14 protein-coding genes and 1 pseudogene are annotated in these 12605 nt (G+C 59.6%); 6 read left to right on the top strand and 9 right to left on the bottom strand.

Annotation, left to right across the window (positions count from 1 at the left end; genetic code table 11):
* Window positions 1–322: 322 nt before the first annotated feature.
* Entirely contained in the window at window positions 323–625 is a 303-nt protein-coding gene (locus tag C3E77_RS05315; RefSeq protein WP_108390677.1) for a hypothetical protein, read from the bottom strand.
* A 483-nt stretch (window positions 626–1108) separates the two neighbouring features.
* On the opposite strand from C3E77_RS05315, the gene C3E77_RS05310 reads away from it, so the two are divergent.
* From C3E77_RS05310 to C3E77_RS05290, 5 genes are all read left to right on the top strand, one after another.
* On the top strand, window positions 1109–1681 hold the full coding sequence (locus tag C3E77_RS05310) for a hypothetical protein (RefSeq protein WP_108390676.1): 573 nt from the start codon (window positions 1109–1111) through the stop codon (window positions 1679–1681).
* 508 nt (window positions 1682–2189) lie between these two features.
* A complete protein-coding gene (locus C3E77_RS05305) occupies window positions 2190–2753 on the top strand; it encodes a GNAT family N-acetyltransferase (protein WP_108390675.1) in 564 nt (187 codons plus the stop codon).
* Window positions 2754–3050: 297 nt separating this feature from the next.
* Window positions 3051–3437, top strand: coding sequence for a tautomerase family protein (locus C3E77_RS05300; protein ID WP_108390674.1), 387 nt, complete (start codon window positions 3051–3053; stop codon window positions 3435–3437).
* A gap of 238 nt (window positions 3438–3675) precedes the next feature.
* Window positions 3676–4713 carry a cell division protein ZapE gene (zapE, locus tag C3E77_RS05295; RefSeq protein ID WP_234031299.1) on the top strand — a complete coding sequence of 346 codons (1038 nt, stop codon included), beginning with the start codon at window positions 3676–3678 and terminating at the stop codon, window positions 4711–4713.
* A gap of 272 nt (window positions 4714–4985) precedes the next feature.
* A complete protein-coding gene (locus C3E77_RS05290; RefSeq protein WP_108390673.1) occupies window positions 4986–5564 on the top strand; it encodes a hypothetical protein in 579 nt (192 codons plus the stop codon).
* Between the two features lie 222 nt (window positions 5565–5786).
* Here the strand turns inward: C3E77_RS05290 and C3E77_RS15375 are convergent, their stop codons facing one another.
* The 5 genes and pseudogenes from C3E77_RS15375 to C3E77_RS05270 form a co-directional block, all read right to left on the bottom strand.
* Window positions 5787–5927: a hypothetical protein gene (locus C3E77_RS15375; RefSeq protein WP_158270283.1), complete on the bottom strand. Its 141-nt coding sequence runs from the start codon at window positions 5925–5927 to the stop codon at window positions 5787–5789.
* A gap of 66 nt (window positions 5928–5993) precedes the next feature.
* A pseudogene (locus C3E77_RS05285) lies at window positions 5994–6248 on the bottom strand (GNAT family N-acetyltransferase); the annotation flags it as partial.
* Window positions 6249–6275: 27 nt separating this feature from the next.
* The gene (locus C3E77_RS05280; RefSeq protein WP_108390671.1) at window positions 6276–7562 is read right to left on the bottom strand and encodes a GAF domain-containing protein; all 1287 of its coding nucleotides are present in this window, start codon (window positions 7560–7562) and stop codon (window positions 6276–6278) included.
* Window positions 7563–7678: 116 nt separating this feature from the next.
* Window positions 7679–8494 carry a hypothetical protein gene (locus C3E77_RS05275; protein WP_234031298.1) on the bottom strand — a complete coding sequence of 272 codons (816 nt, stop codon included), beginning with the start codon at window positions 8492–8494 and terminating at the stop codon, window positions 7679–7681.
* Window positions 8491–9051, bottom strand: a complete 561-nt coding sequence (locus C3E77_RS05270) for an RNA polymerase sigma factor (RefSeq protein WP_108390669.1) — start codon at window positions 9049–9051, stop codon at window positions 8491–8493. Before C3E77_RS05270 ends, C3E77_RS05275 begins: the two co-directional genes overlap by 4 nt.
* Window positions 9052–9356: 305 nt before the next feature.
* Here C3E77_RS05270 and C3E77_RS05265 point away from each other — a divergent pair, with 305 nt between their 5' ends.
* On the top strand, window positions 9357–9878 hold the full coding sequence (locus C3E77_RS05265; protein WP_108390668.1) for a GNAT family N-acetyltransferase: 522 nt from the start codon (window positions 9357–9359) through the stop codon (window positions 9876–9878).
* A 96-nt stretch (window positions 9879–9974) separates the two neighbouring features.
* Here C3E77_RS05265 and gad read toward each other — a convergent pair whose 3' ends face one another.
* The 3 genes from gad to C3E77_RS05250 all read right to left on the bottom strand — a co-directional run bounded on the left by gad (window position 9975) and on the right by C3E77_RS05250 (window position 12468).
* Window positions 9975–11351, bottom strand: a complete 1377-nt coding sequence (gene gad, locus C3E77_RS05260; RefSeq protein ID WP_108393090.1) for a glutamate decarboxylase — start codon at window positions 11349–11351, stop codon at window positions 9975–9977.
* A 318-nt stretch (window positions 11352–11669) separates the two neighbouring features.
* On the bottom strand, window positions 11670–11915 hold the full coding sequence (locus C3E77_RS05255) for a hypothetical protein (protein WP_108390667.1): 246 nt from the start codon (window positions 11913–11915) through the stop codon (window positions 11670–11672).
* Window positions 11916–11973: 58 nt separating this feature from the next.
* Entirely contained in the window at window positions 11974–12468 is a 495-nt protein-coding gene (locus C3E77_RS05250; protein WP_108390666.1) for a hypothetical protein, read from the bottom strand.
* Window positions 12469–12605: the final 137 nt, after the last annotated feature.

Here is a 12605-nt window from a genome sequence, read left to right as displayed (position 1 = left end):
TGAGCTTTGGCACGAATGCGGCTCGAATTACGTCACCCATTGACGGAGCCATATGTCGTCGAAATTTAGGGACAACGAGGATCGTGAGGACGAGCGTTCCTATGAGCACGAGCGACGCGATCTCGCGTGTAGTGAGCACTGCACGCTCCATTCCGCTTCGGCACTTCCGAACTCACCATAGAGTGCACGGACGACACGGGCTGGCCCACGCCGAACTGCACTTGGGACAACCCAAAACGCGCCGAGTTGGTGACGCGCTGTCTGGGCTAGTCAGTTCCTGCGTTCCCGGTGAGGGTGGTATTTGGACACGCGCTCTGACCGTTTAGTCCTTCGGTTTGCTGGACCTATCTGCGTCGTTGTCTTTGTTCATCAGCCTGCCGTATCGGTTTCTCCCGTCGGTCTCGACTCGGGTTCCCTTGATGCCCATGACGATGCCCACGACGATGCCCACGATCAATAAGACAACACCAACTCCAACCGGGGATGTGATCAGAGGCTCGTATGAAACATCGATGACGTTGAAGAAATTCAGTAGGTACGCACCCACGCCGAAGGCGATCGAAGCAATTCCAAGAACGGCAAGCCACCACCCCGACATGCCTTTGGCTTCGTCAGATTTCGCCATCGGGGCTCCGTCTCGCTGGGTTGTCCGTCAGCGTAGCGCGTTGCCGTTGCCTTCGGGCTCGTGGACCTGTAATTCTCTTGAGACACGACATGAGTAGCCGACGAAGCAGAGATTTGTTCTCATTGAGGGTTGCTGAGGACGGGGCCCGCAGCGTCGCCGTGCGGCTAAAGACAACTGCGTTGGACCCACACATTTGAGTGAAAGTCACGAGGGTCCGGTGTCTCATAACCTGACTGTCTCGAAACCCATGGGATACGAGACGGTGCGATCTGTGCTGATCGCGAGAGGCGACGGTGAGACGTCGCATATCACTCGGGATATAAGACAGGAATGCACTCCGCGGGACTTTCCTTGGCGAGCAAAGCGGACCCCTTGGCGGCGACGAGCTGCGGAATCTCTGACGGGTCGGAGAGCCGCTGGTGGACCGGCTGTGGACGAGTTGAAATGAACTCCTGGTTTGGCGGGGACCACTAGCCTCGAACCATGATCAACATTCGGCGTGAGAGCAGCAACAGCAACGGTGACACTCGCGTCGCCTTGATACTCCCGGGCGCCGGATACACCGCTCAAGCCCCTTTGCTCTACTGGCCAATATTGGCTCTCGCTGAAGCCGGCTGGGATGTGTGGAGCGTCGACTGGCACGCGGACATCGACGAGGCGGCGCGCCAAAACATGCAGGGCTTTGTCGAATCAGCGTTGGCCAACGCGGAGGAGGCACTACCCGCACCACCCGAATTGGTGGTCGCAAAGTCGTTAGGAACCTTTGCGCTTCCCCACTTCGCGCAGCAGGATGTACGCGCCGTATGGCTTACACCGATCCTCACCGATCCTGTCGTCGCCGATGCTTTGGCTCGAGTAAATCCCGGACGGCACCTCGCTATCGGAGGTACGGCCGACCCCTCGTGGCGCCCTGACCTAATCGGCACCACATCCGCGCGCCTTGTTAACGTGGAAGCAGCCAATCACAGCCTCGAACTCAAGTCGAAGCCGTGGCGCGAGACAGCGGAAACTCAACTCACGATCGTCGATCAGGTCCTCACCCATTTGCTTCGCTGAGGAACCGCTATCGATTCGGCTGGTGCAGAGGGACCACACTCCCAAGTCCACCTACCGTGCGATTTCTTCGAGACGAGCGGCGCATCGGAAGAGTGGCAGCTCGCTAATGCCGCATCCGTACACATGCCGTGGACTGGGCTGACGATATCGCCGCGGCAAGCGACTTCGTTATCTACGTCGAGGTGCGGGCCCGCAGAACACGAGGCTCGCCCGGCTGGCCGGCCGTGACCCCAGCGAGCTATAGGTGACAGCCAAGAACGAACTGTCTCATAACCTGACTGTCTCGAAACCCATGGGTTTCGAGGCATTCAAACCGCCTGAACAGCCGCTGATACACAGCAGCAGCATCGGTGGTTGACTGATCCTGTGACGGACGATGATTCCCCTCCTGCCCCGGTCTATCGGCGAAGCAGCGCGCCGACTCCCCGCCCAACAGCGGAGACGCGCGACTTTCGTGGCGAGGTCGTTTCCGGTCGCCTCGGCCGCACTCCTCTGACAACATAAAAGAGTGCCCACCTCTCCATGGCCTGCGCGCAGCGGGGCCCTGCTCCTCCGAGACATGCGACCCGACGACCTGCCACAGTTGGTCGCACTGCGGAACAACCCTTCCGTGAATCACTTCATGCTGCGCACCCATGTCGACCCCGAGGCGTGGTGTCGAGAGTGGTTGGCGATCCCGGACAGCGAAACGGACTTTTCCTGCGTTGCCCAGCTCGATGGAGAGATCGCTGGTCTGGGCTTCCTCGACGTCATCGACGGCATGGGCCAGCCCGGGATGCCTGAACGCACGCAGGGCGTCATGGGTTACATGCTCGAACTCGACCTCGCCGGGAGGGGGCTCGGGACCGACCTGGCCCGTGGTCTTCTGTCCGCAGCATTCGACTCGCTCGAACTACGGCGCGTCATGGCGAGCTGCAATGCCGACAACGTCGCGTCAGCCCGCGTGCTCGAAAAGGTCGGCATGCGACGGGAGCAGCACGGGGTCCAAGACTCCTGGCATGCCGAGCTGGGCTGGGTCGACGGCTACCAGTACGCGCTCCTGGACCACGAATGGCGTGACATGCACCCGTAAACCAAGCGTCTCGCATCCTTAAGTGTTTTGAAACTCATGGGTTACGAGACATAGGGATCGCTTCTCGAGCCATCCGAGGTAGCTCGTATCACGATGGTATTGATCATCGGTCGGCGATGTTGTCACATCGGAGATTCCTGAGCGGGAAATCTTACATGGGCGGGGCTTGCGCCGCTTGCGGCCCGGAAACTTCATCGGCGGCAGCGAACAGCGGGGAACAGTCCGTTGAACATCCGTCTTTCGAACTTCAGAATCAGGCCCGGACGACGCGTATCGCGGGGGCTGCGAAACTAAAGCATGGCTCAAATCATTGTCTACGGACATAAAGCGGCGCTTGCCCCTCGCATCTCTTCGCTGTCCGACGCGATCCACACAGCGGCGGTATCGGCGCTCCAACTGCCGGTCGAGAAGCGATTCCACCGCTTCATCACTCTGGATCCCGAACAATTCATAACGCCTACAGATCGTTCGATCGACTACACCATCGTCGAGGTGAGCATGTTCGAGGGTCGCTCGACGGACACAAAGAAGGACTTCCTCCGCCAACTCATGAAAAATATTGCGGCGGTCGGCGTCACTCCCAACGACCTTGAGATCACCATCACCGAGACGCCTCGTGCGAACTGGGCAATCCGGGGAGTGCCCGCTGACGAATTGCAGCTCAACTACTCCGTGGAAGCCTGAACACGCAGGGGTCTTTATGGTCCTTTGCGGTTTCCTGTACCGGTGGGTGTTCGTGGCACGTGCCGGCCGCATCGGGGTGTCAGCTAAGCGGGAATCCTGAACGGGCGGGGCTTGCGCGACTTGGCTGCCCGGCAACATCATCACGGGCAGCGAACGCGGGGACGAGTCCGTTGAACGTCCGGTCTGGGGGCGGTCGATAGGACGCTTCCGCCACTCCTTATCCCCTAGAGTTCGATCTGTGGCCAGTGTTGGGATCGTGAAAGAAGAGCAACGACTGTCCGCTGCGCTGGATGCCGCAGCAATCCGCGCTGGCATCGCTCTCGACCCTGCCCAATTGCTTCTCGTCGACCGGCTTGCAATCCTCAGCGCCGATATTGAACGCCGAACCTTGCGCCGGTCAACGACGCAGAGCCTCTACATCCATGGACCAGCCGGCCGCGGTAAGTCTTGGCTGGCCGACGCGTTCTTCGTCGCCCTCCCGACTGCTCGCAAGACCCGGGTTCACTTCCACAGGTTCTTCGATGATCTTCATCGGAGCATCCAGGACCACCGCTCGGAGCGCGACGCCGTAGAGCGCGCCATCTACGATCTGACCGGCAATAGTCAACTGCTCTTCTTTGACGAGCTGCATGTCCACGACTCAGGCGATGCCCGTCTACTCACACGGCTACTTGAGCACGTGTTCCGCCGCAAGCTCACAGTTCTTGCGACATCGAACTATGCCCCCGACGATCTGCTCCCCGACCCCATTTGGCACCACATCTTCGAACCGGGTATCGACCTCATCAAGAACAACATGGAGGTCTACGAACTCGGCGGTGCCACCGACTATCGAACCACTCATGAGGATCACTCCACTGGGTTCGCGGCCGGCGTTTGGGCGCGCGAATCGCCGACGCCTGAACCGCGTCCGGAGGAGGCAACGAACCTCGCTGTGCGAGGCCGCCAATTTCCGGTATTAGCGGCACGGCCAGGCGAACTGCGAGCGACGTTCGCCCAGCTCTGTGGATCGCCCACATCCACGATCGAGTATCTCGCATGGGCGCGATCATTCCCTCGATGGGTCATCAACGACGTCCCAAACTTCGACGATGCCGATGCAGAGGCGCAACAGAGATTTATCAACCTGATCGATATTCTCGTGGATGCTGACGTGTGCGCCACATTTGTCTCCTCCCACAGCCTCAGCTCGTTTCTCAGCATCGCGTCGCGTCGCCCTGACGCTTTCCGCATGGCGAGCCGGCTGCAACTCCTCCGCGATTCCGACGATTTGTGATCGAGAGGCATTCTGTTCAGGATGCCTCTCGATCAGGGTTCCGTCTAAGGGTCCCGCATCGTGGCGATGCCGCTAAAGACAACTGCGTTGGACCGACACTTTTGAGAGACAGTCAGGAAGGGTCCGGTGTCTCATGACCCGACTGTCTCGAAACCCATGGGACGCGAGACGTTTGGCCAGCAGCGAGAGAGACGAACAGCTGAGCGACACGTCTCGGATCCCTATAGTTGCGAGACGTACAAGAACAGCTCTCAGAGAGGAAGGCACCGGCCATGGCAGTAGTCCTTGGGGTCCCACCTGCTCCGCCGATCAGTTTGTCGTGGGGGGATCTCAGTAAGAAGCGCGAGTCCCTGAGTAGGACGTACGATTCCCTGACTGATGTTGGCATCGATCTCCAGTTCCTGCGCGAGGGCGAGTGGGAAGCGTGGGAGCCCACGCCGGTCTTCACCGATCGGTTAGGTCGGAGGTTTCGAATCCTGGTCATGTCGCTCGAGGTCGTGTTGTGCGTGGAGGTACCCGCTGACTATGAACCTGCACAGTTGACGTTGCGGCGAGTCTGGTTATCAGGCGAAGAGATAATCGTCGAGTCTCTGCACTCCGCGGACCACCGCGCGCTTTCCAGCGAGACGCGAACAGCAATCCCTATAGAGACGATCAAACTTGCCGACGGAACAAGCACTGCATCAGAGGACACAGACGAGGAAGGATCGTCTGCGCTTTCGTGGCACGTCTTCGACGAAGAGTGGATGAACAGTGTTGACCCAGCGCCGCCCACCTATTTGGGGGCTTGGCTGTCCCAGTTTCTGAGGAATCGTTTTCGGCGCTCGTCACGCCCGGCGAGTCCGGAATGAGTAGCTGCGCCGATTCGCGCCCTGGGCGTCCATTTCAACAGAACCAGTGACCCAGCAAGCGTCCCTATTGTGAAAATGTCTGTACCGGTTCTGGCGCGTATGGGTGGAGATCCGTCTATTGGGACGCGGATGCCGGTCAACGCGGTCGCGGACGGAACTCCAGACCGTAATGAGCACACGCGGCTCTAACCTCCGGAAGGACTGAGTGCTCGAGTCAATGACCTACAGAAAGTCGGCAGCCTCTTCCTCGGTGAGTTCGATCTCTTGGCCGTTGTCTCCGACCCATACGTAGTCTCGCTGACCGGGTACGGAAGCGCGTCTGATGATCGTGTAGGTGGCACCATCGAGGATTTTCACTGTCATGCGGTAGAGCTTATGGATCGAGATGCGCATCCGCATCCGCCGCGCGGGGGAAATGTCTCGGTCCGGCTAGTGACGCAGGGTGTAGCGCCGCTCGGGTCGTCCCGACGAATTGCGCACCTCCACGTTCGCCGTCCTGGTCCACCCCGCCCGCTCGTAGGAGCTGACGGCTCGATCGTTGTCAGCGATAACCCAGAGTTCGAGTGGTGTCCCTGCTGTCTCGCTTCGCCGCCGGATGAAGTCGAGCAGCTGTCCGGCGACACCCTGCCCCCAAGCTTGAGGATCCACGGCCAGATAAATGATTTCCACTACGCCGGCGCGCTCGTCGTAAACCCGAACGCTCGTCTCACCTCACACGGCGTGGCCCTTTGCAACAAGTGCGTCTCTGATGCGGGAAATGGCAATGTCTATTTCAGCCGTGTGGCCGTCTATGTGTGCCGTGTGCTGCGGGTTCTCGGCACCGAGCATTTGTAGTCCGAGCCCGGTGGCGTAGAGCCGCTGTATGACGTTGTCATGCAGGTCGCGGGCAATTCGGTCGTGGTCTTCTGTGATGTCTTTGCGGCGGCGGGCAACTGCCGCTGTTACTGTTGCGATCGCTTCCCCTGCTTCGAAGGCGAAGTCCGCGAGGGTCCCTCTTTCTGAGCGAGTAAAGCTCACATCGCCCGGTTCACGCGCGGCGCAGAGTGCGTAGCGTGCACCCCCAGCCACGACCAGTGGCGCAGCGATGTGCGGTCCAACACTGTGCCATGGTCCTTCCGGTCGTAGTACCGTGCGAGGTTCAACGGATGCAGTGACCGCATTCTCCTCTGCGGCCTGGGCTGCAATCGAGTTGTGATAACGCTCGCCCTCAACTGCTTGGGCGTGTCTGCCCAAGGCAACTTCGATTCTCATTTTTTTCTCACTCGGCACGGGCGCAGCGACAGCGACTATCGCAGCGGGGAACAATGAGGGGAGTCCCAATATCACTGTCCTGAGGACCTCGTTCTCATCGAACGCTAAGAAACGAACACGCATGTCGGATATCACAGCGCCCAGCCGCTGTCCCCGCTCGGCTTCTTCGAAGCGTCGTGCGTTATCAATCGCGGCTCCAGCGAGGGCAGCGAACTGCGAGGCAAGATCCTCGTCAAAACGGCTGAATGGGTCGCCCGGACTGCGGGCGACACAAAGAGCTGCCCGTTCCTCACCACGCAACCTGATGGGCACCCCGAGATCGCTCTGCATCCCCGAGGGACGCGCGTTAGATCCTGAAGCCTTCGGGGCATCAGCCCGGTGACCAACCCGGACGGGCCCGCCGCTTTCCAACACAGCCCTGAGCAGCTGATTCGGATGCGGCAGTTGCCCAGGGGACGAACCCGCATCGGCGGGTAGCCCGCTCTGCACCACACGCTCGATTTGTCCGTCGAGCTGAATCAGACCGAGAACAGCGTAACGCGCACCAAAAAGATCCAACGAAGAGTCGACAAGTCGCTGGAGAACCTGGTCAGTCGCCCGATCACCCGCGGCTGCCAACCCGATCTCCGACAGGGTGCGTAGCTTGCGCTGCTCACTCCTTTCCTGCGCGATCTGGCGTTGGAGCTCGCGCTCGACTATTTGAAGATTCGTGATCGTGCCGTTTGACGCTGGAAGTATGCCGTCCATCAATCTGCCCCCTGTGCTGAGCCTTGCGCTTCTCCCTCACTAGTCCCGAATCCACCGCTTAACCCCGGGTGAGGACGGCCGGCTGCCGTGAGGCATTCACGCGTGCGTTCTGTTGCCTACGGCGAGTCTTGGTTTGAAACTTGCCACTCGACGTCGACGTCTTTGAATTCGCCCTCATAACATTGCCTGGCGGCGGAGTAGACCGCTTCGCTGACAGTGCTGTATTTGATCACCGTTCCTGAGCGGTCTATCCCGATAAGAGCCATACCGGTCTTAGCCATGCACGAGTCGTAACGGTCGAAGGCAGCGTTGTATTCGTCCTGTGTCACCCGGCCATCAGCGAGCTCTGCAGCCTGCGCGGAAGATTTCTCAGGGATCGCATCTTCGTTTGCCCACGATGCCCAAACTGTGTATTGCGTCGACGGTTTGGTGTCGACGGTGAGTGTTTGGTCATTAGGACTATCGACCTCGAGGAGATAGCTGTTATTCCCGGCACCCCCGATATCACACTCCATTGCGGTTACGTTTCTGGAGTTGAATCCGACCGTAAAAACTCCTGGTTCAATGCAGTCGAGGTTCAGAGCAATTGACGTTGCCCCTTCTGGCGCCTTTCCGAGCTCAATTATGGTGCGGCCGTGGCTTGACACAACGAAAGGGGTGTCGATGAGGTTGATGTGGCGCAGAGTGAAGTCTGCCACGATGTCCCGGACATTGACGGTAACGGGTTCATCGGGGGCAGCAAGCGCTGTTGACGTGATAGTTCCTCCCGTGGCCGCTCCTGCCAGTGCGAACGCGGCGATCGCTGCAATGATCGTCCGGGGGCGTTTGCTGCGTTTGGCGTAGGGCTCAGCGTTGACAGTTGCGACGAGCTCTGCCCTGAGCCTCTCTGTTCGACTGGATTCGGGTTCCGGTTCGGTTGAACTGCTCATCATGCTTCCTCTGGCGTTGTGGTTAGCTGGGCGAGGGGGCGCACTTGATGTGCGAGCCGCCGTTTGGCGCGTGAGAGACGTGACTTGATCGTGCCTGGTGGCACACCAAGAGCGGTCGCAGCCTCGTTCGTACTGAACCCCTCCAGTACGCAGAGCACGACCACTTGGCGATCGGACAACCCGAGATTGCGGAGCGCATCCATTGCCACGCCGCCTTCAATCGATTCGGTGCTATCCGAAACGTCTGGCGGTTCGGGTAAGCGTTCGAGGAACGCTCGGTGTCGTCGCGCACTTCGTCTGAGGTTTTGTGCGGTGTTCGTAGCTGTGACTAGTAGCCATGGAAGTACTGACTGGTCGACGAGCCGAACCTGCTGTCGTCGTCTCCACGCCTCGAGAAATGTCACTGCGACGACGTCGTCAACCTCATGTGCATTTGGCACGAGGCGGTGGCTGTGGCGCGCTATGCGGTCGCGATGGCGATCGAAGATCCTGCCGAAGGCTTCACCGTCGCCAGCGACGGATCGCTCCCAGTCTTCCGCGTCGGCGGCGTCAGCGCTCATACTCTGTAATGTCCGGTCGGCATCAAATGGTTCCATCCAGAAGAAAAAATCTCGAACGGGTGGTCTCTTTGTCGATTGTTATCCTTCCGTCCGCCGTTTGCGGCGATACACAACGAGCGTCCCTCGCACCGCCAACCCGAGCAACGTGGTGATGCCCCACGCGACCGGGCCCAGGTCGACAGATAAGTATCAGTGCGCTGGGTTTGATGACCCCAAAGACAACCAGTGAAACCAGCAGGACAGCGAGCCCGGGACCTGCCCGAGGGCGTCACCCTCGCAACGCCCTTCACACTACTCTCGGAGTCATGTTGAAGACTTTTGTTCGACAAGCGAGGGCCGACGATCTGGAAATTCTCGAAGCGATCGAGAATGAAGCTGATGCTCTGTTCGCGTCCTTGTTCTCGACAGCTGGCTGGCGGCCTGCTCCTTCTTATACGAAGCCATCACAGGAGAATGGCTTCATCCTCGTGGCCAGCGACACTCTAGGGTCGGATGCGCTCGGGTTTGCCCACGTCCTCGAAGTCCCTGGCGGCGGTCATCTCGAACAGCTATCGGTCAGGCCGTCAGCGGCGCGCCGCGGACATGGGCGGGCGCTCGTCGAAGCGGTCAAGAGCGAATCACGACTGCGCGGATACGAACGGGTCACCCTGCGAACGTTCGCGGACGTTCCATGGAACGCGCCCTTCTACTTGAGCTGTGGATTTGTCGAGCGGGATCCCGATTCTGATTTTCTTCGAGACCTGCTCATAGCCGAGCAACAGCAAGGACTTGGGTACGGCCGACGTGTTCAAATGAACTTCGACCTGACTGACGGGTTGCATCGATAGCCGTTTCGGTTGAAGTTCCTCTTGCGGACTTGAGAATACGGCGTGAGCCGCGGCATCCGGCGTTTGTGCAGACGCGTCGGTTGACATGTTCGGCTCCTAGTGGTGGAACGCGGGACGCTGGGCCTCAACGGGCATCGGCGACTCGAGTGCGTCGAGGTAAGCGGTCTCGGTTTCGATGCCTTCAAGCAACTCTTCGGCCAGATCCATGCTGAGTCCGGTGCGCACCACAATGCGCTGAACGGTGAGGTCGGTCAGGTCGTCCGGCATTGGGTAGGCGGGAACCAGCCAGCCCTTCATGCGCAGCCTGTCCTGAAGGTGGTAAAGGTTCCAGTTCGAGGTGTGTCCTTCCTTCAGCCGCCACGCAAAGACCGGGATGTCGCTGCCGTCGTTCCAGAGTTCAAAAGCGTCAAGCTTCGCGATACCCGCCGAGAGGAACTTCGCGACGTCCTGCGATGTCTGCTGAACGGCGCGGTATCCTTCGAACCCGAGCCGGAGGAACATGTAGTACTGCAGGAGAACCTGGGCGCCGGGACGCGAGAAGTTGAGCGCAAACGTTGGCATCTCGCCGCCCAGGTAGCTCACCTGGAAGATGAGGTCTTCTGGGAGCCACTTTGATTCACGCCAGACCGCCCAGCCCAGACCAGGGAAGACCAGCCCGTATTTGTGGCCTGACGTGCTGATCGAGTGCACCCGCTCGAGTCGGAAGTCCCAGACAAGATCCGGCTGAAGGAACGGTGCAATCATCCCTCCGGAAGCGCCGTCGACGTGGATCGGGACGTCAAGCCCGGTTTTGGCCTGAATGTCGTCGAGCGCCTTGGCGATCTCGGCGACCGGCTCGTACATACCGGTGTAGGTGACACCCATGATGGCGACGACTCCGATGGTGTTCTCGTCAATGTATTTTTCAAGGTCATACCCGTCGAGTGTCTTGTGCTCCTCGGTGATGGGCACAAAACGGGGTTCGACGTCGAAGTAGTTGCAGAACTTTTCCCAACAGACCTGTACCGCGGACGACATGACGAGATTCGGCTTCGAAGTGTCTTTACCTGCTGCGCGCCGTGCCTGCTGCCAGCGTCGCTTGAAGGCGAGACCCCCGAGCATGCACGCCTCTGACGATCCGATGGTGGAGGTGCCAATACTCTGGGACGCGTCAGGCGCATTCCACAGGTTGGCGATCATGTGCCAGCAGTTGTCCTCGATGGCCGCCGTCTGCGGGTACTCGTCCTTGTCGATCATGTTCTTATCGAAGGATGCTTCGTAGACCTGCTTCGCATCGTCGTCCATCCAGGTGCTGACGAATGTGGCGAGGTTCAGTCGGGAGTTTCCGTCGAGCATCGTTTCGTCGTCGATGATTTGTTTCGCTGTTCCAGGCAGAGATTCCTGCTGCGGGATGACGTGTCGGGCTGCAAGTGTGGCTTCGCCCGGTCGGGCGAACTGAGGGATCAGATTGTCGTCAGCCTGGGATGTGCTCATGGTCTGGCTCCATTTCCTTGTGTTGCCGCGGTCCAGGTGGATCGTTGACATACGGATGTGCGCATCGAATCCGATTGAGAAATCCTTTCTTGCCATGGGAACGTCAACAGTGCCGTTCGCCCCCTCTCGTCGGCAATTACCTCACGAGCGAGTAGCTGAGCCGCGCCGAGAGGTAAGCCACGTGTCGCGGATCCAAACTGGCTTCCGCGATCGGACGAAAACCGAGATGGCGACCAGAACAAAGAACGCCATACAGACCCACGGGAGTGCGGCAGCCATAGCGTCCATGCGTCAAAGAGTACGAGACTGAGAAATCTTCTACCGAGGGGACTCGACTCCCTTGGTGAAAAGCCCCGTGCCCAAGATGACTAGCCCCACCAGCACGCCGAGCATCGCTGTGGCCATCACGGCTGCGTCTGCCGGAAGCATCACACAGGCCGCCGAGGAATCGTCATACGGACAAGTGCGCCAGGGCTGAAAGAAGTAGACGATGGTCACGATCGCAGCGACAAGTGCGATGCCGCCACCAAGCACTGTGACGAGGGTCTTCTTGCGTTGCGTCATACGTGCATCGTATTGGTCGCCACCCGGTGGGCTCGATACGAACTGAACGGCAGCGATCTCAGGGCGCGTCCATGGTGATTATTTCGGAGCCGTTATTGCGGCACGCGTCGTAAAGCGGGTTCCATACCAAGTCGAATCCCGGTTGGCTGCTCCATGGGTCGAAAAGTGCTCCGGATGGGAGTGGCGCTTGCGCACGGACGAAGCCCAGCAGTTCGTGGATCTCGGTCCTGAGCCCTCGTTGACCGAAAGTGAAGTTGGCCAGGGATTCGAAACTCACGATTGTTGAGTTCACGATCGCAGCTTGTTGTTCGGCTGTGATTTCACCTGACTGATGGCGATCCCACGCATCGTTAAGAGTGGTGCTGATGACGGAAAGTCCTGCGCAGGTCATGGCGACATCGGGTGCGAGGGCATCCGGTTCAGCGAAGTCCGGGTCCGCAGGCCATGTGCTCTGGGGCGCCTCGACGGTGCTTTTCGTGTTGGCGGTGGGATCGACGCCGGGCTCCGGTGCTGACACACACGCCGAGAACAGTGCCACGACCGTGACCGCCATGGCGAGTGGGATACCGAGCTTGCGGCGGATGTGACCTCGTGCGGGTCTCGGCGGCGGGAGAGTCCTATGCGGTTCGATTGTCATGTCCAGGCCTACCTGTGGTGGGAGATACAGATCGTAAGGGAAGGTGACTCATT

The sequence above is a fragment of the Mycetocola zhujimingii genome (genome assembly GCF_003065425.1).
Classification (GTDB): domain Bacteria; phylum Actinomycetota; class Actinomycetes; order Actinomycetales; family Microbacteriaceae; genus Mycetocola_A; species Mycetocola_A zhujimingii.
The sequence above is the reverse complement of the archived record's forward strand: the minus strand, read 5'-3'. Positions and strand labels throughout refer to the sequence as shown.